Genomic DNA, 23,698 nt, shown 5'->3' on the forward strand with positions numbered 1-23,698 from the left:
ATTTAGCTGCCTTTTTTATTTTTACAATTATGATAAATCCATACGACGATAAATACTTCATGCGAAAAGCACTCCAAGAGGCAGAAGAAGCTTTCGATAAAGGAGAAATACCAGTAGGAGCTGTGATTGTTATAGAAGATAGAATCATAGCAAGAGCACATAATCTTACAGAGCTTTTAAATGATGTTACTGCGCACGCAGAAATGCAAGCTATTACAGCAGCGGCAAATTTTTTAGGCGGTAAATATCTTCAAAATTGTACATTATATGTTACTCTAGAGCCATGTCAAATGTGTGCAGGCGCATTGTATTGGAGTCAGATATCTAAGATTGTTTATGCCGCTAGAGATCAAGAGCGTGGTTGTATTAATTTGAAAACAAAATTACATCCAAAAACAAAAATTGAAGGAGGTATATTAGAAGAAGAAGCTTCTAAATTATTAAAACGGTTTTTTATAGAAAAACGTAATTTAAATTAATTGCGTTTATCTCCTTCGCGCTCACGCATTTTATCTAAGTTTTCTTTAGTTAGCATGTATTCTTTTGGATCTCTATCTTTCCATCTGTGGTAAGAAAATAATGGAATAACAATAAAAAAGAATCCTAAAACACCGAAACCAATAAGTTTTTGAGAATAAGGAGTGTCTAGAATATAGCCACAGATTACTACGGCTACAGTAATAATAAAGAAAAACCAAATTATATATTTCATTTTATTTTTATTAATGATATTGCAAAATTAATCAATTCCAAATTATGTTGTTGTATTAATTAATTCTCTTCGATATGCTGTTAATAATTTTGATTTTGAGACAAAACCAAAATATTTACCATTTCTAATAACCGGTAGATTCCAAGCGCCAGAATGCTGAAACTTCTGCATTACAGTTTGCATAGAATCGTTATTGTAGTATATGAAATCTGGAGGGTTATGCATTAGTGACTCTATAGAGGTAGTATTATATAAAGATTGGTCAAACATTATTTCTCTAACATCATCAAGTAAAATTATACCAACTAATTTTTTGTCTTCATCTACAACAGGAAATAAATTTCGTGTAGACTTTGCAACAGCTTTATAAAGCATATCTCCTAAGGTCATTTTAGGATTTAAAACAGCGAAATTATTTTCTATAATAGAATCTAATGTCATTAACGTTAATACATTTTGGTCTTTATTATGTGTTAACAGTTGTCCTTTTTCTGCTAATTCGCGAGTGTAAATAGTGTAATCGATAGCACCCTTTTTTACACTAAAAGAAATCCCCACAGCAATCATTAACGGGATAAATAATTCGTATCCACCAGTAATTTCAGCAATTAAGAAAATAGCTGTTAATGGAGCGTGTAAAACACCTGCTACTAATCCAGCCATTCCTATTAAAGTGAAGTTAGTTTCACTAACATTAAAACCAAAACCAATATTATTTATTACTTTTGCAACTACATTTCCAAGTGCACTTCCCATAACTAAAGTAGGAATAAAAATGCCACCAACTCCACCAGCAGCAAAAGTTGTTGTCATGGCTACAGCTTTAAAAATTGTAATACCTATCAGTAAAGTTATAATGACCCATATGTTGTCATTAAAAGCATCAAATGGTGTTTTGCCAAGGGCTAATAAGTGATTTCCGGCCAGTAAATTATTAATAAAACCAAAACCTTCTCCGTATAATGGTGGGATAAAATATAGCATTATACCAATAGCTAAGCCTCCAATAATTAATTTTTTAAAAGGTGTTTTAAAACGCTCAAAAAATTTTAAAATACTAAAATACATTTTAGTGAAATAGATGGAAGCTAAACCAGTACCTAGACCTAAAATAACATAAAAGAGTATGTCTTTAATTTCAAACTTATCTGAAAAAATAAAATTAAATAAAACATCATCCCCTAAAAAGAAATAAGAAGTAATTACAGATGAAACTGAAGCAATTAGTAGCGGTAAAAGAGATGCAAACGTCAAGTCTAAACTAAATACTTCTACTGCGAAAATAATAGCAGCTATAGGTGATTTAAAAATGGATGAAATAGCACCAGCTGCAGCACAACCAATTAAGAGTGTTCGGGTTCTTCTATTAATATGAAAAAGTCGTCCTAAATTAGAGCTAATGGCTGAGCCGGAGGCAACGGCAGGACCAAGCAATCCAACTGATCCTCCAAAACCTACAGTTAAAGGGGCTGCTATTAATGAGAAATATATTTTTGTTCGTTTTAAGAACCCGCTTTTACGGGTCAGAGAAAAGAGGACCGAGGGAATAGCATGTTCTATTGTTTTTTTAGAAATATATTTTACAAACACATAAACTAACAATAAGCCAATAACCGGTAAAATAAAATATAGCTGGTTTTTAGAAAAGACAATGCCTTTATCTAGTAGTGACTGTATAGCATAAGTTGTGTTTTTAAGGGTTACAGCAGTTAAGCCAGCTAATAAACCTACTATAGCACTTAGTATAAACGTAAAGTTTTTTTCAGAAACGTGTTTATATCTCCAAATTAGAAAGCGTTTTAAAAGTGTTTTTTTTGGCATTAACTAAAAGTAATAAAAAATCCTGCGAGAAGCAGGATTTTTTATTTATGACTTTAAATCTAATTTCAGATTTAATTCTTTTAATTGTTCTTTGTCAATTGGTGCAGGTGCATCAATCATGACATCTCTACCAGAATTGTTTTTTGGAAAAGCAATAAAGTCTCTAATGGTTTCTTGACCGCCAAGTATAGCAACCAATCGATCTAACCCAAATGCTAAACCACCATGCGGAGGAGCACCATATTCAAAAGCATCCATTAAGAATCCAAATTGAGCTCGAGCTTCTTCATCAGAAAAACCTAGGTGTTTTAACATAATAGCTTGAGTTGCTTTATCGTGAATTCTTATAGATCCGCCACCTATTTCATTTCCGTTTAAAACTAAATCGTAAGCATTTGCTTTTACTTCGCCAGGTTTAGAATCTAATAATTCTATTTGCCCTGGTTTTGGAGAAGTGAAAGGATGATGCATAGCGTGATAATGACCTGTTTCTTCATCTAATTCTAATAAAGGAAAATCAATAACCCATAATGGAGCAAAGATTTTAGGATCACGTAAACCTAAACGTTCAGCTAACTCCATACGTAAAGCGCTTAGTTGTGCTCTGACCTTATTGGTGTCTCCAGATAAGATACAAATTAAATCACCAGCTTTAGCACCTGTCACTTCAGCCCATTTTGCTAAATCATCTTGGTCGTAAAATTTATCTACAGAAGATTTAAAACTTCCATCGTCATTAACTCTACAGTAAACCATACCTAAAGCACCTATTTGAGGGCGCTTTACCCAATCGATTAACTTATCTATTTCTTTTCTAGTATAAGTATTTCCTCCAGGAACTGCAATGCCAACTACTAATTCAGAATTGTTAAAAACACCAAAATCTTTATGTTGTGTTATGGCATTTAATTCACCAAACTCCATTCCAAAACGAATGTCTGGTTTGTCATTTCCGTATAAACGCATCGCATCATCATAAAGCATTCTTGGAAATTTTTCAACTTCTACACCGTTAACTTCTTTTAGTAAATGACGAGTCAAGCCTTCAAAAACATTTAAAATATCTTCTTGTTCAACAAATGCCATTTCACAATCAATTTGTGTAAACTCTGGCTGTCTGTCTGCACGTAAATCTTCATCTCTAAAGCATTTTACGATTTGAAAATACTTATCCATTCCTCCAACCATTAACAGTTGTTTAAAGGTTTGAGGTGATTGAGGTAATGCGTAAAATTCACCTTCATTCATACGAGAAGGGACAACAAAATCACGTGCACCTTCAGGTGTAGATTTAATTAAATAAGGTGTTTCTACCTCAATAAAACCATCGTTAGATAAATAATTTCTTACTTCTTGAGTTACTTTTGCTCTAAAGATTAAGCTGTCTTTTACAGGATTACGCCTAATGTCTAAGTAGCGATATTTCATTCGTATATCTTCACCACCATCCGTATTGTCTTCAATAGTAAAAGGAGGTAAAAGTGCTTCGTTTAAAATGTTTAGTTCTGAAACTAATATCTCAATATCTCCAGTTGGTATGTTAGAATTTTTTGATGCACGTTCAATTACAGTACCTTTAACTTGAATAACAAATTCACGTCCTAATTTTTGAGCTAACTCCAATAGTTCTTTAGAAGTTCTTTCTTCATCAAAAACTAATTGTGTAATCCCGTAACGGTCACGTAAATCTACCCAAACAATAAAACCTTTGTCTCTTGATTTTTGAACCCATCCAGATAAGGTAACTTCTGTATTTATATGCGATGTATTTAATTCACCGCAATTATGACTTCTGTACATAGTGTAATTTTAGATGTGCAAATTTAAGAAGTTATTATGTTTTATAATTAGTAATAAGCAACTTATTTAATTAGTTCTAATTGTTTAATTTTCTGATATATGTATTTGTGTTTTTGTCTTAAAAACCTAAATAATATTTAATTATTAACATTTTTTATATTGATTGTTTGATATTTTGTTTAACAAAACTTTAATAATTTGAATATTTATTAAGATATTAGAGCTACTTAACAATCAAACAAACAATAATTATGAGTAAAACACAATCATTAAAAATGCTTTTGTTTTTATTAGTTTTCTTCCCTCTGGCTGTCCTTGGACAGGAAATCAAAGGGATGGTTACTGATGAGACAACAAACACACCTTTACCAGGTGCTAACATTATTGAAAAAGGTACCAATAATGGAACGACATCCGATTTTGATGGGAATTTTAGTATAAATGTTTCTGGTTTTCCAGTAACATTAGAAATTTCATCTTTAGGGTATGAAACAATTGAAAGAGTCCTAAATCAACCAGAGACAGTAAATGCTGCCCTTAAAGAATCTTCAACAGCTTTAGATGAAGTGGTTGTTACTGGTTTGGCATCTTCGACAAAAAGATCTAATTCAGCAAATGCAGTAGCTTCGGTTTCAGCAGAAGATTTAACAGGTGTAACTGTACAGTCTGGTTTAGATGGTGCACTTTATGGTAAATTTAACGGTGCAGAAATTAAAGCAAATTCAGGTGCGCCAGGTGGTGGTATTTCTATGAGATTAAGAGGTGTTACATCTATTTTTGGTGATCAACAACCGCTATTTGTTGTTGATGGTGTATATGTAGATAATTCATCAATTGGTTTAGGAAACAATATCGTTAGTCAGGCTTCTGGAGGAGGAAATTCTTCATCTAATCAAGATGATGCTTCGAATAGAATTGCTGATATCGACCCAGAGGATATTGAAAGTGTGGAAATTTTAAAAGGAGCTTCTGCTGCTGCTATTTATGGATCAAGAGCTGCCGGTGGTGTAGTAATTATAAAAACAAAAAGAGGAAAACTAGGAAAACCTACGGTACAGTTTTCTCAAGTTGTTGGTGTTAGAAGTCCTACACAATTATTAGGACTTAGAGATTATACGCAAGATCAAATAACTGCTCTTGGAGGACCAAATAATCCTGTGCTTAGAGATTATGAAGCAGAGATATTTGATCATACTAGAATTTCATCTACAACTCGATTTTCTACATCTGGAGCTAATGAAAAGTCGGATTACTTTTTTGGAGCAACACATAGAGATGAGCCAGGTTTAGTTGAGAATACAGGGTATAAGAAAAGTTCTCTTAGATTAAATATAGGACAAAGATTCAATGACTGGTTGGACCTTTATGTAACTTCTAATTATATTAACTCAAGATCAGATAGAGGGTTTTTTAATAATGGTAATGCCAATAGAACAGTAGGATACGCTTTAGCATTTACCTACCCTTGGGAAGATTTATCTCCTGTTAACGGTGCTTATCCTCAAGGAGGAGCTGGTTCGAATGTTTTAGAAACAATTGCGACTACTACTAATAGAGAGGACGTTAATAGATTTATTGGTAGTGCTACTTCTAATATAAAAATACTAACAACAGATAAAAATAGATTGAAACTTGTTTTAGAAGGAGGTTTTGATCAATATACTTTAAGAACAACTAGTATTTTTCCTAGAGCTTTATCTTATTTTTCTTCACCAACGTCTTTAGGAGGTGTTGCAGTTTCTGGAACAACAATAAATACTAATTATAACTTATCGGCTTTTTTAGTTCATAATTTAGATTTTGATAGTGGATTAGGATTTACTACTCAAGTTGGTAGTTTTTTACAGAACTTTGATAGAAATACTGTAATTACAATAGCTAGTGGCTTAAATGGTTCGCAAACTAATTTAGGACAATCTACAAACGTCTCAACGCAACAAACAATTGTGCCAGCAAGAGATTTTGGATTCTTTGTTCAAGAAGAAATTAATTATCAAGATAAAATTATTGGAACTTTTGGTATAAGAGGAGATAAGTCTACTAACAATGGAGATGCTAATAAAATGTATTACTTTCCTAAAGCTAATTTAGCAGTGAATATAACTAAGTTTGATTTTTGGGATTTTGACTTAGTTAATTATTTAAAACCAAGAATCGCTTATGGTGAATCTGGAAGGTTTTCTAATTTTAATGATCGTTTTACTCTAATGAATGCACAATTTGTAGGAGGACAATCTGGTTTAAGCCCAGGGAATTTAAGAGGTAATCCAAATATAGATCCTGAACGTCAAACAGAATTAGAATATGGTCTTGATTTTGGACTTTTAGATAACAGACTTAATTTCGAAGTGTCTTTTTACAATAAAAAAATTGATGATCTCTTAATTAGATCTCAGATACCAACATCTTCAGGTTTTACAAATCAGGTAGTTAATGGAGGTGAATTAGAGAATAAAGGTATAGAGCTTGGTTTAAATGCAAATGTTCTTGAAAATGACGATTTTTCATGGAACGTTGGTTTAAAGTGGTGGAAAAATAAATCTGAAGTAACACGTTTAGATGTTCCTGCATTTACAACAGGTGGTTTTGCAGCGTCTTTAGGAACTTTTTTAATTCAACAAGGGCAAAGTGCTACTCAAATTGTAGGTACTTATGATCCTTCTGCTTATACTGCAGAAGAAATTGCAATAAGAGATCCTGAAGGAGATGGATTCTTTGTTTATGGAAATGCAGAACCAGAATTTCAAATGTCTTGGTTTAATGAAATAAGTTATAAGAATTTTGACTTTACTTTCTTATGGCATTGGAAAAAAGGTGGTGATAATATTAACTTAACTACTTTATTATACGATTTAGCTGGAACAACATGGGATTATAATGATTTTGGATTAGATCCAAGTGGTCAATTATCTAATGGAGATTATAGAGCTAGTCAAGCATTTGTTAACCCAGATCCAGTTATTGAAGATGCGGGTTATATAAAACTTAGAGAAATAGGTTTGTTTTACACTTTACCAGACGGTTTGATAAAGTATACAAACAAAATTAAAGTTGGTATATCTGGAAGAAACTTAATTAACATTTTCGATTATAATAGTTATGATCCTGAAGTTTCAAACTTTGGAAATAATGTACTAGGAAATAATGTAGAAGTTACACCTTATCCTACATCTAAATTTGTGAACTTCCATTTAAATGTAAATTTCTAAAAAATTAATATTAAGAATTATGAAAAATAAAATTTTAAAAATATTCTTTTTTGGGCTAGTTGTATTGTTTGCTGGCTGTGAATTAGATGAAGTTGAGAATCCAAACGCTCCTACAGTGGGAAGTTTTGAAAATGGAGCTAGTCAAGCAGATGTTCAATTATTAGCAGTTGGATTAGAGGCTGTTATGAGAAATGATTTAGCATTTCATTATGATACAGTAAGTATTTTAGGTAGAGAATATTATGATTTAACAGGTGTGGATCCTCGCTATACAGGAGAGATTTTAAAAGGGCCATTAGATAATAATGGGTTTTTAACAACCCGATCTTATGCTGCATGGTATAAAGTTGTGCAATCTGCAAATGTGTTAATTACTGCAGTGCAAAATTCTTCAGCTGGATTTACTAGCGATGTTAAAGATAGTTATTTTGGCTATGCTAAAACTTTAAAAGCTTACGCATTATTAATGGTTGCAAATAGACAGTATAATAATGGTATTAGATTAGATACTGCAGATGCTGATAACCTTGGGCCTTTTGTTGGTTATGACGAAGCATTAACAGGAATTATGAATTTATTGAATGAAGCAAATACAGATCTTTCAACAGCTTCTGCAGATTTCGATTTTAATATTAGTACTGGTTTTGCAGGGTTTAATTCAGCAACTACTTATAGACAATTTAATAGAGCTTTAGCAGCTAGAGTTGCTTTATATCAGGGGAATAATACAATGGTGCTATCTTTGTTAAACGATTCGTTTTTTGATATTAATGGCGACTTATTTAATGGCCCTGCCCATATTTTTGGATTAACAGGGAATGATATAGCTAATACTCAATTTCATGTTCCTGATCAGTCTGGGCAAGAATTTATGATTCATGACTCTTGGATAGCAGATGCTGAAGCAGGTGACTCAAGAGTAACAGATAAATCTTTTCAACTTACGGGAGGAACAACAACGTTTGATGGCTTGTCTGCAGATTATCAAATAGCGGTTTATGATTCTAATACTGATCCTGTATATTTAATTAGAAATGAGGAGCTTATATTAATGTATGCAGAGGCTAATATAGGAGTGAATAATACAGAGACTGTAGTTGCTTTAAATACGATTAGAAATGCTGCAGGATTAGGAAATTATTCTGGTAGTACAACAGATGCTACAGAGTTATTAGATGAGGTTTTAAATCAAAGACGTTATTCATTGTTAGCTGAAGGTCATAGATGGATCGATTTAAGAAGATTGAATAGATTAAACGCTACTAATATTCCTCTTGATAGAACAGGTGATAATATTATTGATGCATTTCCAACACCATTTACTGAAAACCAATAGTATTTAATATAAACTAAATAAAAAATCCGAAGTTTTAACTTCGGATTTTTTTGTTTAAATTAATTTACTTGTCTAACGCTAAATTAGTATTGTTTTCAAGTTGTTCTGTGTTTTCTTCATAGACAAATGTTTCTTTTGGAGTTGTTTGTTTCCTTAGCCACATTTTTAAACTCATAGATAAATAGAATAGTATTGGCACAACAATTAACGTTAAAAAAGTTGCTACAATTAACCCGTAGATTACTGTCCAGGCTAATGGACCCCAAAAGATAACATTATCTCCTCCAAAATAAATATGTGGATTGAATTCACTAAATAATGTAAAGAAATTTATATTTAAACCAATAGCTAAAGGAATTAAGCCTAATATGGTTGTTATTGCGGTTAATAAAACTGGTCGTAAACGCGCTTTACCAGCTAAGATAATAGCATTTAGTAAATCTTGTTTTTCAAGATAATCAGCTTTATCTAATCCTAAATCATTTTTCTTTCTGTCTATTAATAATTGCGTATAATCGAGTAATACTACACCATTATTTACTACAATTCCTGCGAGAGATATAATTCCCATCATAGTCATCATAATAACAAAAGGAGATCCAGATATAACAATACCTCCAAAAACTCCAATTAAACTTAAGAAAATTGCAATCATTATAATTGTTGGTTTAGAAATTGAGTTGAATTGGAAAATTAAGATTAAGAAAATTAGAAGTAAACCAGCACCAAAGGCTCCCATTAAAAAGGCCATTTGTTTATTCTGTTCCTCAATTTGCCCTGTGTAATCGATCTTAATCGTATTAGGTAAATTGTTATAATTTTTCATTTCCTCTTGAATTTGAGCGACAGCAGCAGCGGCATCTGTAAACCCAGGTGCTAAAGCAGAATATACTGTTACAACACGTTTAGTGTCTCTATGTTTAATAGCGCTAAAACCAGAACTGTTTTTTTGTTTAGCAACTGTAGAAATAGGGATTTCCCTAATTTGACCAGATGCCATATCTCTAAAAATAATTTTCTGATTAAAAATGGCACTTGTATTATAGCGGTTATCTTCGTTGAAACGAACATAAATATCATAATCTTCACCACTTTCTTTATAAATTCCTGCTTTGGCTCCAAAAATAGAGTTACGTAATTGTTGTCCAACTTGGCTTGAACTAACACCTAATTCACCCGCTTTTTCACGATCTACAACAACTTGCATTGCTGGCTTGTCTTTATTGACGTCAATTTTTAATTCATCAATAGCATCAATGTTTTTAGAGTTAATAAACTCACGCATTAATTCTGCAGTATTAATAAGCTCGTTATAGTCATCACCTTCTAATTCTATATTAATTGGTGCTCCTGCTGGTGGGCCATTAGCATCTTTTTCTACCGAAATTAGAACACCAGGATAAATACCTACTAAAGATTCTTGAACTTTTTTTAGTAACTCTTGGCTATCGGCTCCATTTCTATATTTATATTCACGCATGGATGCAGTAATTTTACCTTTATGGGGCATTTCGGCAGCAGATCCGCCATCAGTTTGTGGGTTTCCTGCACCTTCACCAACTTGAGAAACAGCACTTTCTACTAAGAAATTTTCGCCATCTTTAACATATTCTGATGCGTTTATAATACTATAAACTTTGTTTTCAATTTCTTTAGTAATACTATTAGTCCTATCAATATCTGTCCCTTGAGGATACTCTATATATACAATAATTTGATTTGGTTTGTTTTCAGGAAAGAACTCAATCTTTGTTCGCTGCGAAGCGACTGAACCTCCAAATGACATAAATGCTCCCAATAATAAAATAAAAGTTAAAATAGTTATAACCGCTGGTCGTTTACCTTTTAAGGCAGTTGTAATTTTTCTTTCATACCAATTTTCAAGCCTTACTAAGGTTTTGTTTTGAAAACGATTAGCCATTTTCCTTAAAATTAAACGATATACCCATAACATAATAGCTGTAAAAATCATTAGGGTACCAAGAGCTCTATAGTCTCCGCCAAAAATTAGTATTGTCAATCCAATACCTGCAACAATAACAGAAGTCTTTATAATCTTTTTTAAAGGCATTTCTTTGTCTTCAGTGGTCATAAATTGAGACACTAAAACTGAGTTGAAGAAAATGGCAACAAACAATGATGAGCCTAAAACTACTGATAGTGTTATAGGGAAATATTTCATAAATTGCCCCATAACTCCGGGCCATAATCCTAATGGAATAAATGCAGCTACTGTTGTTAATGTTGAAATAATAATAGGGAAAGCAATTTCTCCAATTCCTTTTTTTGCAGCAGAGATACGACTTAAACCTTCTTTTTCCATCAATCGATAGACGTTTTCTACTACTACAATACCATTGTCAACAAGCATTCCAAGTCCCATAATTAATCCAAAAAGAATCATGGTATTCATTGTGTAGCCTAGTAGGTTTAATATCATTAAAGACATAAACATAGACATAGGTATAGCAAAACCTACAAATAATGCATTTTTGAACCCTAAAAAGAACATTAAAACAGTTACAACTAATATGATACCGAATATAATATTGTTAACTAGATCATCTACTTGGCCAATAGTTTTTGAGGATTGATTATTGGTAATAGTAACTTTTAGATCTGTTGGAAAAACATTTTCTATGGCTTTAGCAACAATTACTTCTGTTTGATCTGCAGCAGCAACCATGTTTTTTCCTGCTCGTTTTTTAACATCAAGCATAACTACTCGATCACCTAATTCACGAGCAAAAGTAGTACGGTCTTTTTCCTTAAAAGTTACAGTTGCAACATCTTTAAGATAAATAGGGCTATTGTTTTCAGATTTTATAACAAAGTTTTCTAACTCAGATGGTTTTTCTATTTCACCAATAATTCTAATAGTTCTTCTTTGTCCACTAGTTTTTAAATTACCTGCAGACATAGTCATATTGCCATTACCTACAGCACTAATTATGTCATTGAAATTAACTTTAGAAGCCATCATTTTATAGATGTCTACAGCTATTTCAACTTCTTTTTCTTGTGCGCCTCTAATGTCTACTTTTTTAATTTCTTCTAAGTCTTCAATTTCATTTTCAAGATATTCACCGTACTCTTTAAGTTTAGCTACTGGATAATCTCCAGAAATATTAATATTAAGTATAGGCATTTCTTCACTCATACTTAATTCAAAGACATTGGGTTCTACTTTAGCACCATTAAAAGTTGGCCAATCTTCTCCCGATGTTACAGAATCTATTTCATCTTTTACTTTTTGCTTTGCTTGCTCTACAGTTATTTTTTCGTCAAATTCTACAATAATCATAGAATAATCTTCTTGAGAAGTAGAAGTGATTTCAACTTTATTACTTACAAGATTGAGTTTTTCTTCTAGAGGATCTGTAATTAATTTTTCTATATCTTCTGCAGTGTTTCCAGGGAACAAAGAGCTTACATAAATTTTTGTTTCTTTAATTTCAGGGAAATTCTCACGAGCCATACTAAAATAGGCCGATATACCTAAAAATAATATAAGAGCCATAGCCACATACATTGTTGTTTTATTGTCTATAGCCCATGAAGACAGGCCGAACTCCTTGTCAACTTGCTTGTTTCTTTTCTTATTCTTTGCCATAATTATTATGATTTAGAATTAATTATTTGCACTTTCTGACCATCTTTTACACTTCTAGCTCCTTCTTGAATGATTTCGGCATTATTTTCAATACCTTTTAATACCTCAATAACATCTCCTTGGGTTTTTCCTGTTTCAATAATGATTTTTTTAGCTATAGCTATGCTATCTTTTCTGTCTGTTAGTATATAGATGTATTGCTCTCCTGCAGCATTTTCAGAAATAATATTTTGAGGAACTAATAATGCTTTTTCATTAGTATAATCGTTAATTTTTAATTTAGCCGTTAAGTTTGGTTTAATGTTTCCTTTTTTATTTGGGACTGCAATTTCTACATTAAATGTTCTGTTTGCGGGATTAATAAAATTACCAGTTTGACGCACTTTAGAATTAAGTGTTTCTCCTAAAACAGGAAAATTAACTTCTACATTTTTATTTTTTGTAACGTTAGAAATATAGCGTTCTGGAACATCTACCGAAATATACATGTCTTTAAGGTTAACAATACGCATTAATGCTGTTTGACTTGGAGCAACGACGCTACCTTGTTCTGTTATAACATCATCAATAACACCTGTAAATGGAGCTCTAACGGCAGTTTTGTTTAATTGACTTTGTAATTGTTTTACAGCTTCTACTTGGCTTTCGTAAGCGGATTTAGATTGCAAATATTGAATTTCACTACCTATTTTTTGATCCCAAAGACGTTTTTGTCTTTCGTAAGTTGTTTTAGCTAAATCGGCTTGAATTTGAAGTTGTGTAACTTGTTGGCTCAAACCACCATCATCTATTCTTGCTAATAATTGACCTTTAGATACACGTTGACCTTCTTTAACAAAAACCTGTCTTAAGATGCCTCCCATTTCTGGAGTAATTACTAAATTTTGATCTGTAGCAACATTGCCTTGAAGTTCTAAAAAATGCTCGAATTTCTCTGCTTTTGTTATAAATGTTGTAATTAACGGGAGTTTTTTCTCTGGAGTTAATTCATCTATTTTTGAATCGATAGTTTCTAGTTTGGCATTTATTTCTTGTTGTTGTGCTACTAACTTATCGCGTTCTGCTTTTATTGCTTTAATATCTGTAGTTTTAGTGATATCAAATTTAGCTGTTGATTTATCACCACAACTAGTAATTACTAGTGTGAGGATTAATAATGTGAAGATATTTTTCATTGTATTGTGGTGTTTCTTTATTGATTGATTAATTTTTTGATGTATCATTTAAAACGGTTTCCAATGCAGCTTTTTTACTAATAACATCAAGCATAGTTTGTAATAATTCATTTTGGGCTTGATATAATTGTGTTTGCGCTTGGCGAAGCTCGAAACTTGTGGCGATACCTTCAAAAAACTTGGTTTGATTTTTTTTCTCTATACGTTCAGCTAGATCTAAGTTTTCTTTTTTGTTTTCATAATCTTCAATAGCAAATTGATAATCACTTTTTGCTGATGCTATTTGAAGTTTTAATTGTTGTTCTGTTTCTGTTAAATTTATTTCCGCTTTTTCTAAGTTTATCTTTGCTCTTTGAGTAGCGGCTTTTCTCATTCCAGAACTAAAGATCGGTACGTTTAAACTTACCCCAAAAAGAGATGAGCCAAACCATTTTTCTCCAGTGTTAGTAAAATTGAAAGATTCCCTATTAGCTACATAACCTCCGTTTAAGAAGGCACTTAATCTTGGTAAACCTTTACTTTTTTCAAGCTTTACTAGTAGCTCTTTAGCAGTTTTGTCGTTGTTTGCAATTTTATAATCTATTGTATTTGTGACGTCATTTTTAGACTCTAATAATGAAAGACTAATATTCTGAGCTGTTAATAATTCTAAATTTTCGGTTAATTCAGTTTTTGCATTTATATCTTTCCCTATTGTTAGATTGAACATTTGATAGGCTAAATCGCGAAGTCTCTTAACATTGCTCATGTTACTTTTTACTCCAGATAAAGTAATTTTAAGTTGTTCTACACTTTCCTCTTCTTCTAAGCCATTTTCATAAATCTTTGTTATATCAAATAAGTTCTTTTCTAATACTGTAATGTTGCGTTCTAGTATTTTTAAGCTTTCTTCAGCTAAAAGAATATTCCCATAAGCATCAATAACAGCTTTTCTAATTTCTAAATCGGTTTTTTCTTTAGCATTTTTTGAGATTTCTAAAAAGACTTTAGCAGATTGTAAGCCAACTAAATAAGAGCCGTCAAAAAGTAATTGAGAAAGAGTGGCCGTAGCAGTTAGAGACTGTTTTGGTCCAGCTTCAATAGTTTGATCTCCAAAAACAAAAACATTTCTTTTTAATGCATTTTGGTAATCTACTGTTGCATTGAGTTGAGGTAAGCCTGTAGCTGTAGTTTCCCATTTTTGTTTAACAGCAGCTTCAATGTCGAGCGCTGCATTTTTTGCATTTCGATTGTTTTCTAAAGCATAATCTATTGCTTCTTGTAAAGTAAAATTGCTCTTGTTTTCTTGAGAATAACCAAAAGAAAATAGTAGAGTAATTAGAATAATAATTAAGTTTTTCATTCTATTGTTGATTGATTGTTTTTTATTAAAGATGCTAATGTTTCAAGACCTTTAGGAGAACAAATGCCTCTTAAATGGTATTCTAGATAGTATTCCATAAGCATGTTTTGTGAAAAGATTTTTAGCGGAAATAAGTCGTTGTCTTTAATAGTAATAATTCCAGAAAAATACATTCTTGAAATAAATTCTACATTAATAGTTTCTCTATATAATTCTAATGCAATTCCTCGTTTTAAATTTTCAATTACACAATCTTGCATAACATCGAATTGTTTTTGTTTGAGTGATAGAAATATTTTAGGATAATACTTTTGAAGTTGATATTGTGGAGAAGATTTTTCATTCTTAAGATGCTCCATTACAAAGCGTTTTATATCGTAAATTTCTTCTATTGGGTTCTTTTTTAAGTCACAAATCATATTTATACCAGTAGATATTAATTCGAAAAGTGATAAAGCTGTAGTTTCAACTAATTGTGTTTTATTGTCAAAATGTTTATAAATAGTTTTTTTAGATATCCCCATTTCATTAGCAATATCATCCATTGTAACACTTTTAAAACCTAGTGTTAAAAACAGCTCTGTAGACTTATGTATTATTTTTTCTCTCATAATTTGACTGCAAATATACTGCAGGAAACTTTAAAAACATTAAAAGTTTCCTAAGTTTTAATAATTTCTTAACATATGAGATACATTGGGTTTAATTTGTTTAGGTTTTTACATTATTTTTGTGCGATGCAAACAACTCAAGACTACCAAAAAGCATTTATAACGTATTTAGAAACATTTTCTAGAGATAGAGAGCCAGAAAACTTATATACTCCTATTAACTATATTTTAAAATTAGGAGGTAAACGCTTACGACCAGTTTTAACATTGATGTCTGCCGAGATTTTTGATGTAGATTATAAAAAAGCACTTGATGCAGCTTTAAGTATTGAAGTATTTCATAATTTTTCGTTGGTTCACGATGATATTATGGATGCGGCTCCTTTAAGAAGAGGTAAACAAACGGTTCATGAAAAATGGGATGTAAATACTGGTATTCTTTCTGGAGATGCTATGTTAATTTTAGCATATCAATTATTTGAAAATTATGACGCAGAGACTTTTGTTGCTTTAGCAAAGTTATTTAGTAAAACAGCTTTAGAAGTGTGCGAAGGACAGCAGTATGATGTTGATTTTGAAACTCGAGATGATGTTACCATATTAGAGTATTTAAAAATGATTGAATATAAAACAGCAGTTTTGGTTGGAGCAGCAATGAAAATGGGAGCTATAGTAGCTAAAGCTTCAGAAGAAGATCAAAATAGTATATATGAATTTGGACGCTTATTAGGAATTGCTTTTCAATTACAAGATGATTATTTAGATGCTTTTGGTGATCCAGAAACCTTTGGAAAACAGGTTGGAGGAGATATTATTGAGAATAAAAAGACATACCTGTATATAAAAGCAATTGAGTTTTTAAATACTTCTAAGAGCAAACAATTACAACAATTATTTGGTGTTAGTTTAGAAGACAATGAAGAAAAAATTAATACAGTAAAACAATTTTTTGTTGAAAGTGGATCTGCAGATGCAACAAAAGAAGAAATTGAAAATTATACAAATAAAGCCTTTTCTGTGTTAGATAGTTTGAGTATTTCTAATGAAAAGAAAGCACTTTTAAAACAATTTGGGCATATATTAATGACTAGAAAGGTCTAGATTTGTAAATCTTATACAGGTAGACCTATTTTATGAAATTGCCACCAACTTTTGAAGATTTAATACTAGAAGCAAATCAATTAGATTTATATAAAAAACTTATAAATCAATTAAATAAAGATTTTTTATACGCTAATATCGATTTAGATTTTAACGAAGAAATATTGCCTTCTAGTTTAAAGTTGTTGTTGCACGAAACGGTATATAAATTAATTCAAGAAAAGTTTATGGAATACCTTAATCTATTATATATAATAGATGTTCCTGAGGAAGCTATAAAGAAATTAAACGGTGACGATACAATTGAACTAGCAGCAGAAGTTTCGTTTTTAATTTTAAAACGTGAGTGGCAAAAAGTTTGGTTTCGAAATAAATATTCTTCTTAAAAATAAACTCTAACAAAAGGCGCCCAAGCATTTGCATAAATACTTCTGTTATCATCAAAAAGTACATCATATCTTACGCCTAAAGTAATATTCCGTGTTCTATAGCCAGCACCAATAAAAAGCGCTGGAGACCAATAGCTATCATCAAGCAGTAAAGGGCTGTCAAAATTTCTACTAACATTGTTTTGTTCAAACTCAGCAGATAGTTGTATGTCTCTTATAGGGTTTACTAAACCAATTAAACTTCCGCCTATAATAGTTGATTTCACTAAGTTTTTTTGTCTAAAATAAGTGCCATTTAGTCCAATACCTAAAGCAACGGTCTCATTAAATTGATAAATAGCGCTTGGAGCCAAAGTAGCACTAAAAACATTACTACCAGTACTTAAACCAATACCGCCACCAAAGCGCACTTTCTTCCAAAACTCACTTTTTTGTTTAGGTTGATTATCTTGTGCAAATACAGTGTTTGTAGTAAATACAATAAGAAATAACATAACGAAAGACTTAATGTAAGATGCGGTGCTAATGGCCATAATTATAAAAATTAAAAGTTTAGTGAGATATAAATATACTAAAAGCATCTCTATATTTTGTAAATGTTGTATTTTTGATAAAATTTTGTTGAAGCGATAACAGCTTAAAGATTATAATGGATAAATACTCCTTTTTAAACGCAGCACACACAGCATACTTTGCTGATTTATACGAACAATACCAAGTAAATCCTGATTCTGTAGAACCAAGTTGGAGAGCCTTTTTTCAAGGTTACGATTTTGGTAGTGAAAACTATGGAATGGAAGGAGATATTATAGATGGTGTTTCTACTCAGATTCCAGAACATGTTCAGAAAGAGTTTCAAGTCGTAAAATTAATAGATGGTTATCGTAATCGCGGACATTTATTTACTAAAACTAATCCAGTTAGAGCGCGTAGAAAATATGCGCCAACATTAGAGATTGAAAATTTTGGCTTGACAGCTCAAGATTTAAATACTGTTTTTAACGCTGGAGAAATTCTTGGTTTAGGGCCACAAACATTACAACAAATAGTTGATCATTTAGAAAGTATTTATTGTGATTCTATTGGTGTAGAGTATATGTATATTCGTAAGCCTGAAGAAATTCAATGGATTCAAAATAAGCTGAATATTAATGATAATCAGCCTAAATTTTCTGCAGAACAGAAAAAACACATACTTAGAAAACTTAACGAAGCCGTTTCTTTTGAAAACTTTTTACATACTAAATACGTTGGGCAAAAACGTTTTTCTTTAGAAGGAGGAGAATCTCTTATTCCAGGTTTGGATGCTATTATTGAAAATGCTGCAGAAATGGGAGTGCAAGAATTTGTTATGGGGATGGCACATCGTGGTCGTTTAAGTACCTTAACTAATATTTTTGGAAAATCTGCAAAAGATATCTTTAGCGAATTTGATGGTAAAGATTATGCCGAAGAAGTTTTTGATGGAGATGTTAAATATCATTTAGGTTGGACCAGTGACCGTAAAACAGATTCAGGAAAGCAAATAAACTTAAGTATAGCTCCTAATCCTTCGCATTTAGAAACAGTTGGAGCAGTAGTTGAAGGTATTGTAAGAGCTAAACAAGACAAATTTTATAAAGATGATTTTAGTAAGGTATTGCCAATTGTAGTTCATGGTGATGCGGCTATTGCAGGTCAGGGTTTAGTATATGAAGTTGTGCAAATGGCACAATTAGATGGTTACAAAACAAACGGAACTATCCATATTGTAGTTAATAATCAAATAGGGTTTACAACGAATTATTTAGATGCGCGTTCAAGTACATATTGTACAGATGTTGGTAAAGTTACATTGTCACCAGTATTACACGTTAATGCAGACGATGCCGAAGCAGTTGTGCATGCTATGTTGTTTGCATTAGATTTTAGAATGCAATTTAAACGAGATGTATTTATAGATTTATTAGGGTATAGAAAATATGGTCATAACGAAGGAGATGAGCCTCGTTTTACACAACCAAAATTATATAAAGCAATTGCTAAACATCAAAACCCAAGAAATATTTATGCTGAAAAACTAATTAGCCAAGGTATTATTGATAATGGGTTTGTTAAACAATTAGAAGTAGAGTATAAATCAAAATTAGAAGAGAAGTTAGAAGATTCTCGTAAAGAAGATAAAACAGTCATTACTGCATTTATGCAAGATGCGTGGAAAGATTTTACGCGTGTTGATGAAACAGAAATGATGAAGCCTGTAGATACAACCACAACAACTAAGAAGTTGAAGGATATTACAAAAGTGCTATCTAATCTTCCAAAAGACAAAAAGTTTATACGTAAAATTGAACGCTTAATTCAAGGCCGTCAAACAATGTTTGATAATGATCAATTGGACTGGGCAATGGGTGAACATTTGGCTTATGGTGTTTTACTAGATGAAGGTTATCATGTTAGAATATCTGGACAAGATGTAGAAAGAGGAACATTTTCACATCGTCATGCAGTTGTAAAAGTAGAAGATAGCGAAGAAGAAATTATTTTGCATAACAATATTAGTGACAAGCAAGGTGATTTTTATATATATAATTCATTACTGTCAGAATATGGTGTAGTAGGTTTTGACTATGGTTATGCTATGGCTAGTCCAAAAACATTAGTTATATGGGAAGCACAATTTGGTGATTTTAGTAATGGAGCACAAATAATGTTAGACCAATATATTTCTTCAGGAGAAGATAAGTGGAAAACCCAAAATGGTTTAGTAATGTTGTTGCCTCATGGATATGAAGGGCAAGGAGCAGAGCATTCTTCAGCAAGAATGGAACGTTATTTACAGTTATGTGCAAAAGACAATATGTATGTAGCAGATTGTACAACACCTGCTAATTTATTTCACTTGTTAAGACGACAAATGAAATCTAATTTTAGAAAACCATTAATTGTTTTTACACCAAAAAGTCTATTACGTCACCCTAAAGCTGTCTCAAAAGTGGATGAGTTAGCTAATGGAAGTTTTCAAATGGTAATTGATGATGAAGTAAATAAAATAGATGAAATAAAAACATTAGTATTTGTTACTGGAAAGTTCTATTATGATTTAGATGAGGCTAGAGAAAATTTAAAACGTGAAGATGTTGCAATAGTTAGAGTGGAACAATTATTTCCATTACCAGTTGAAGAGATAAGAAAAATACTTAAGAAATATAAGCATGTAGAAGATACGGTTTGGGCACAAGAAGAACCAAGAAACATGGGTGCTTATAGTCATATGTTAATGCATTTAGAAGAAGCTAAACTCTTTAGAGCAGCAAGTAGACGCGCATATGGAGCACCAGCTGCTGGTAGTAGTACACGTTCTAAAAAACGTCACCAAGAAGTAATTGATTTTGTATTTGATAAAACAAAAAATAATCAGAGATAACCCATAAAAAAAGAAAAAGATGAAAAGAATAGTATTAATTATTGCATTTTTAAGTATTGGAGTAACATTTGCTCAAAATGCTAAAGTAGAATCGAAAGTTATTTCAAAATTTCAAAAAGCGTATAATGATTCAAATTATAAAGGCATATACGCAATGTATTCAGAAAACAAACAAGAAACATTTTCTTTAGAAGATACCAAAGCGTTTTTTGAAAGAGTTCATGCTGCTAAAGGAGATATTACATCATTAACTTTAGTTAGAAATCAAAAAGAGTATACTGTATATAAAGCAGTATTTACTAAGACAGTTGGTGAAGTTGTTATTAAATTAAATAATAAAGGCAAAGCCGATATATTAAGTACAAGAAATACCGAAGCGGTAAAACAATAAACAAACAGAAATAAAATTATAGTACAATGATTTTAGAAATGAAAGTACCTTCGCCTGGCGAATCTATCACAGAAGTTGAAATAGCGGAATGGTTAGTTCAAGATGGTGATTATGTTGAAAAAGATCAAACAATTGCTGAGGTAGATAGTGATAAAGCAACACTTGAATTACCAGCTGAAGCTAGTGGAGTAATTACTTTAAAAGCAGAAGACGGTGATGCTGTAGCTGTTGGAGAAGTTGTTTGTTTAATTGATACTAGTGCAGCAAAACCTGAAGGGGAAACATCTTCTAAACAAGAAGACAAAGCCGAAACATCAAAAGTAGAAGCTCCAAAACCAGCTAAAACAGAAACTAAAACATATGCTACTGGTACAGCTAGTCCAGCTGCTAAAAAGATTTTAGCTGAAAAAGGAATGGATGCTAATACTGTTTCTGGAACAGGAGTTGGTGGACGTGTAACTAAAGAAGATGCTGTTAATGCTGTGCCTTCTATGGGAACACCAACTGGTGGAAATCGTGGAACTTCACGTAGTAAAATGTCAATGTTACGTCGTAAAGTTGCAGAGCGTTTAGTTGAAGCTAAAAATACTACGGCAATGTTAACAACATTCAATGAAGTAGATATGTCTCCAATATTTGCTTTAAGAAAAGAGTATAAAGAAACTTTTAAAGCTAAACATGGCGTAAGTTTAGGGTTTATGTCGTTTTTTAGTTTAGCTGTAGTAAGAGCATTAAAAATGTATCCTGCAGTTAACTCTATGATTGATGGAAAAGAAATGTTGTCTTACGATTTTGTAGATATAAGCATAGCAGTTTCAGGACCAAAAGGATTAATGGTTCCAGTTATTAGAAATGCTGAAAATTTATCTTTTAGAGGTGTTGAATCTGAAGTAAAACGTTTAGCTATCAGAGCTCGTGATGGAAAGATTACTGTAGATGAAATGACTGGAGGAACATTTACTATATCTAATGGAGGTGTTTTTGGTTCTATGTTATCTACTCCAATTATTAATCCGCCACAAAGTGGTATTTTAGGAATGCACAATATTGTAGAGCGTCCTGTAGCTATTGATGGTAAAGTTGAAATTCGTCCAATTATGTTCGTTGCTTTATCTTACGATCATAGAATTATTGACGGAAAAGAAAGTGTTGGTTTTTTAGTTGCTGTGAAAGAGGCTTTAGAAAACCCTATAGAATTATTAATGAATAATGATGTGAAGAAAGCATTAGAGCTATAATAATTATTATTTAAGACATAAAAAAAGCGCAACTGTAAAAAGTTGCGCTTTTTATTTTCAATAAAAGATGTAACTAACTAACTAAAAAAATGTTACAACTATATTTATTGATATAACTATGATTGCGAAAACAACGATTCCTATAATAAAGGTTCTATCTCTGCTTTCTGTTTCTTCCATTGGGTTTATTTTAAAATCCATAAGACTCTCATTTTTTAATTGGTAATAAAAACTCTGCATCCTAGTGATGCAGAGTCTTTTTTAAATAATTCTCCCTAAGAACTAATTAATAGCATTATAAAGGTAACTAGTAAGACTCTAAAAAAAAATACGTAGAACTACGTATTTTTTTTTGAAGGAAAAAACCTCAAAAATTACTGTTAAGTATTGATTTTAAAGGATTTTTTAAAATTTGGGGTAAAATTGATAAAAAAAAATAAGATTAGTTTTTTTAGTAGAAAACGCAGATTTGGAGGTGTAAGCTTTTATTTTTTGTTAAAATAGATTTGTATATAAGACTTATTCGAGGTTGTTTTGATATGGTTTCAAGTAAAAAAAATTATAATAAACAATAATGTTTTTTTATATGTAAAAAAGATAAGTAAAAGAAAAGGTCTGTCGTAAAAAAAGAGAAGCTCTACATATAATATGTAGAGCTTATAAATTCTCTTAAATATAGATTGATTAATAGCAATATAAAGATAGAATGAAAAAAGCATAAAAAAAATACGTAGAACTACGTATTTTTTTCATTTTTCATTTTTATTAAATAAACTTGTTAAGTGCTGTTTTTACTGTTGTTTTCCTCTAATTTTGTGTAATTCAGTTGTTTTTCAGACAAAAACGTAAATTGACAAAAACGCTAAAATCTATAATTCTAACATTTTTTATAAAATTAAAAGATCCTTATTTAGATTGGCCCAAAGCATAAGTGCATTATGTGATTTTTGAAGTTTTAGTTTTTTTACAATATTACTTCTATGTTTTTCTATGGTTCTTATAGAACTTTGTAATGATTCTGAAATATCATGATTGGTTTTATTCTCAGAAAGTAATTGTACAACTTTAAGCTCTGTTTTTGTTAATAGTTCTGTGATATGAGATTTTGAATATTTTAGTTTAGAATTAAGGTATGATGCTATTTCTTCACTAAAATACGGTTCTCCTATTTTAACGTGTTCAATACAGTTTTCAATTTCTTCTATAGCAAACTCTTTTAATATATAGCCATAGACATTAAATTCTTTTGCTTTGTCAAACAGCTCTTCTTCATTATCGAAGGTAATAAGAATAACTTTTGTATCAATATCATATGTTTTGCAGGCTTCTGCTATATCGAGGCCTGTCATATATGGCATTCTAATATCTAGAATTGCAATATCAGGTTTGTGTTTTACAATAAGTGCGTATGCAGCTCTTCCATCTTCTGCTTTGCCTACAATATTGTAGCCTTTAGAAGCTATAAAGTCGCTAAGACCTCTAAGCATTAATGGATGGTCATCTGCTATGACAATAGTACTATTCATTTACGAGGGAGAATTATAATGAAATATA

17 protein-coding genes are annotated in these 23,698 nt (G+C 31.4%); 8 read left to right on the top strand and 9 right to left on the bottom strand.

Going from position 1 to position 23,698, the window contains the following annotated elements:
• The first annotated feature begins 29 nt into the window (after positions 1-29).
• On the top strand, positions 30-479 hold the full coding sequence (locus Q0997_RS04150) for a nucleoside deaminase (RefSeq protein WP_299884927.1): 450 nt from the start codon (positions 30-32) through the stop codon (positions 477-479).
• On the opposite strand, the gene Q0997_RS04155 is transcribed toward Q0997_RS04150, so the two are convergent.
• The 3 genes from Q0997_RS04155 to aspS are packed head-to-tail and all read right to left on the bottom strand — an operon-like array spanning position 476 to position 4,333.
• Entirely contained in the window at positions 476-712 is a 237-nt protein-coding gene (locus tag Q0997_RS04155; protein ID WP_299884930.1) for a hypothetical protein, read from the bottom strand. The two genes, Q0997_RS04150 and Q0997_RS04155, sit on opposite strands and share 4 nt — an antisense overlap.
• A 42-nt stretch (positions 713-754) precedes the next feature.
• Complete coding sequence (locus Q0997_RS04160) at positions 755-2,533, bottom strand: chloride channel protein (RefSeq protein WP_299884932.1); 1,779 nt, start codon at positions 2,531-2,533, stop codon at positions 755-757.
• Between the two features lie 45 nt (positions 2,534-2,578).
• Positions 2,579-4,333 carry an aspartate--tRNA ligase gene (gene aspS / locus Q0997_RS04165; protein WP_299884934.1) on the bottom strand — a complete coding sequence of 585 codons (1,755 nt, stop codon included), beginning with the start codon at positions 4,331-4,333 and terminating at the stop codon, positions 2,579-2,581.
• Between the two features lie 251 nt (positions 4,334-4,584).
• Between aspS and Q0997_RS04170 the strand changes: the two genes are divergently transcribed.
• Together Q0997_RS04170 and Q0997_RS04175 are read left to right on the top strand one after the other, a co-directional pair.
• Positions 4,585-7,542, top strand: a complete 2,958-nt coding sequence (locus Q0997_RS04170; protein ID WP_299884937.1) for a SusC/RagA family TonB-linked outer membrane protein — start codon at positions 4,585-4,587, stop codon at positions 7,540-7,542.
• A 19-nt stretch (positions 7,543-7,561) separates the two neighbouring features.
• Positions 7,562-8,878, top strand: coding sequence for a RagB/SusD family nutrient uptake outer membrane protein (locus Q0997_RS04175; RefSeq protein ID WP_299884940.1), 1,317 nt, complete (start codon positions 7,562-7,564; stop codon positions 8,876-8,878).
• Positions 8,879-8,942: 64 nt separating this feature from the next.
• On the opposite strand, the gene Q0997_RS04180 is transcribed toward Q0997_RS04175, so the two are convergent.
• From Q0997_RS04180 to Q0997_RS04195, 4 genes are read right to left on the bottom strand one after another with little or no spacing between them, the layout of a single operon-like run.
• Positions 8,943-12,491, bottom strand: a complete 3,549-nt coding sequence (locus Q0997_RS04180; protein ID WP_299884943.1) for an efflux RND transporter permease subunit — start codon at positions 12,489-12,491, stop codon at positions 8,943-8,945.
• 5 nt (positions 12,492-12,496) lie between these two features.
• Positions 12,497-13,666, bottom strand: coding sequence for an efflux RND transporter periplasmic adaptor subunit (locus tag Q0997_RS04185; RefSeq protein WP_299884945.1), 1,170 nt, complete (start codon positions 13,664-13,666; stop codon positions 12,497-12,499).
• 28 nt (positions 13,667-13,694) lie between these two features.
• A complete protein-coding gene (locus tag Q0997_RS04190) occupies positions 13,695-15,008 on the bottom strand; it encodes a TolC family protein (RefSeq protein ID WP_299884948.1) in 1,314 nt (437 codons plus the stop codon).
• Positions 15,005-15,619, bottom strand: coding sequence for a TetR/AcrR family transcriptional regulator (locus tag Q0997_RS04195; RefSeq protein ID WP_299884951.1), 615 nt, complete (start codon positions 15,617-15,619; stop codon positions 15,005-15,007). Before Q0997_RS04195 ends, Q0997_RS04190 begins: the two co-directional genes overlap by 4 nt.
• Before the next feature lie 126 nt (positions 15,620-15,745).
• On the opposite strand from Q0997_RS04195, the gene Q0997_RS04200 reads away from it, so the two are divergent.
• Positions 15,746-16,720, top strand: a complete 975-nt coding sequence (locus Q0997_RS04200; protein WP_299884954.1) for a polyprenyl synthetase family protein — start codon at positions 15,746-15,748, stop codon at positions 16,718-16,720.
• Between the two features lie 32 nt (positions 16,721-16,752).
• Positions 16,753-17,106: a hypothetical protein gene (locus tag Q0997_RS04205; RefSeq protein WP_299884957.1), complete on the top strand. Its 354-nt coding sequence runs from the start codon at positions 16,753-16,755 to the stop codon at positions 17,104-17,106.
• On the opposite strand, the gene Q0997_RS04210 is transcribed toward Q0997_RS04205, so the two are convergent.
• Positions 17,103-17,642 (bottom strand): alpha-ketoglutarate decarboxylase, encoded by a 540-nt coding sequence (locus tag Q0997_RS04210; protein WP_299884960.1) that lies wholly within the window; start codon positions 17,640-17,642, stop codon positions 17,103-17,105. The genes Q0997_RS04205 and Q0997_RS04210 overlap by 4 nt on opposite strands.
• A 116-nt stretch (positions 17,643-17,758) precedes the next feature.
• Here Q0997_RS04210 and Q0997_RS04215 point away from each other — a divergent pair, with 116 nt between their 5' ends.
• The 3 genes from Q0997_RS04215 to odhB are packed head-to-tail and all read left to right on the top strand — an operon-like array spanning position 17,759 to position 22,144.
• Complete coding sequence (locus Q0997_RS04215; protein ID WP_299884963.1) at positions 17,759-20,515, top strand: 2-oxoglutarate dehydrogenase E1 component; 2,757 nt, start codon at positions 17,759-17,761, stop codon at positions 20,513-20,515.
• 19 nt (positions 20,516-20,534) lie between these two features.
• Positions 20,535-20,906 carry a DUF3887 domain-containing protein gene (locus Q0997_RS04220; RefSeq protein WP_299884966.1) on the top strand — a complete coding sequence of 124 codons (372 nt, stop codon included), beginning with the start codon at positions 20,535-20,537 and terminating at the stop codon, positions 20,904-20,906.
• Between the two features lie 26 nt (positions 20,907-20,932).
• Positions 20,933-22,144 (top strand): 2-oxoglutarate dehydrogenase complex dihydrolipoyllysine-residue succinyltransferase, encoded by a 1,212-nt coding sequence (gene odhB / locus Q0997_RS04225; RefSeq protein WP_299884969.1) that lies wholly within the window; start codon positions 20,933-20,935, stop codon positions 22,142-22,144.
• An 887-nt stretch (positions 22,145-23,031) separates the two neighbouring features.
• Here odhB and Q0997_RS04230 read toward each other — a convergent pair.
• Positions 23,032-23,670: a response regulator transcription factor gene (locus Q0997_RS04230; RefSeq protein WP_299884972.1), complete on the bottom strand. Its 639-nt coding sequence runs from the start codon at positions 23,668-23,670 to the stop codon at positions 23,032-23,034.
• Positions 23,671-23,698: the final 28 nt, after the last annotated feature.

The sequence above is a fragment of the uncultured Lacinutrix sp. genome, assembly GCF_947500325.1.
Taxonomy (GTDB): Bacteria; Bacteroidota; Bacteroidia; order Flavobacteriales; family Flavobacteriaceae; genus Lacinutrix.

What these genes read in the sequence shown, in the direction of transcription:
- Q0997_RS04190 (WP_299884948.1), bottom strand. Translation starts at nt 15,008, where the DNA reads ATGAAAAACTTAATTATTATTCTAATTACTCTACTATTTTCTTTTGGT.
- Q0997_RS04215 (WP_299884963.1), top strand. Translation starts at nt 17,759, where the DNA reads ATGGATAAATACTCCTTTTTAAACGCAGCACACACAGCATACTTTGCT.
- Q0997_RS04185 (WP_299884945.1), bottom strand. Translation starts at nt 13,666, where the DNA reads ATGAAAAATATCTTCACATTATTAATCCTCACACTAGTAATTACTAGT.
- Q0997_RS04220 (WP_299884966.1), top strand. Translation starts at nt 20,535, where the DNA reads ATGAAAAGAATAGTATTAATTATTGCATTTTTAAGTATTGGAGTAACA.
- Q0997_RS04195 (WP_299884951.1), bottom strand. Translation starts at nt 15,619, where the DNA reads ATGAGAGAAAAAATAATACATAAGTCTACAGAGCTGTTTTTAACACTA.
- Q0997_RS04175 (WP_299884940.1), top strand. Translation starts at nt 7,562, where the DNA reads ATGAAAAATAAAATTTTAAAAATATTCTTTTTTGGGCTAGTTGTATTG.
- odhB (WP_299884969.1), top strand. Translation starts at nt 20,933, where the DNA reads ATGATTTTAGAAATGAAAGTACCTTCGCCTGGCGAATCTATCACAGAA.
- aspS (WP_299884934.1), bottom strand. Translation starts at nt 4,333, where the DNA reads ATGTACAGAAGTCATAATTGCGGTGAATTAAATACATCGCATATAAAT.
- Q0997_RS04180 (WP_299884943.1), bottom strand. Translation starts at nt 12,491, where the DNA reads ATGGCAAAGAATAAGAAAAGAAACAAGCAAGTTGACAAGGAGTTCGGC.
- Q0997_RS04210 (WP_299884960.1), bottom strand. Translation starts at nt 17,642, where the DNA reads ATGGCCATTAGCACCGCATCTTACATTAAGTCTTTCGTTATGTTATTT.
- Q0997_RS04230 (WP_299884972.1), bottom strand. Translation starts at nt 23,670, where the DNA reads ATGAATAGTACTATTGTCATAGCAGATGACCATCCATTAATGCTTAGA.
- Q0997_RS04150 (WP_299884927.1), top strand. Translation starts at nt 30, where the DNA reads ATGATAAATCCATACGACGATAAATACTTCATGCGAAAAGCACTCCAA.
- Q0997_RS04200 (WP_299884954.1), top strand. Translation starts at nt 15,746, where the DNA reads ATGCAAACAACTCAAGACTACCAAAAAGCATTTATAACGTATTTAGAA.
- Q0997_RS04205 (WP_299884957.1), top strand. Translation starts at nt 16,753, where the DNA reads ATGAAATTGCCACCAACTTTTGAAGATTTAATACTAGAAGCAAATCAA.
- Q0997_RS04170 (WP_299884937.1), top strand. Translation starts at nt 4,585, where the DNA reads ATGAGTAAAACACAATCATTAAAAATGCTTTTGTTTTTATTAGTTTTC.
- Q0997_RS04155 (WP_299884930.1), bottom strand. Translation starts at nt 712, where the DNA reads ATGAAATATATAATTTGGTTTTTCTTTATTATTACTGTAGCCGTAGTA.
- Q0997_RS04160 (WP_299884932.1), bottom strand. Translation starts at nt 2,533, where the DNA reads ATGCCAAAAAAAACACTTTTAAAACGCTTTCTAATTTGGAGATATAAA.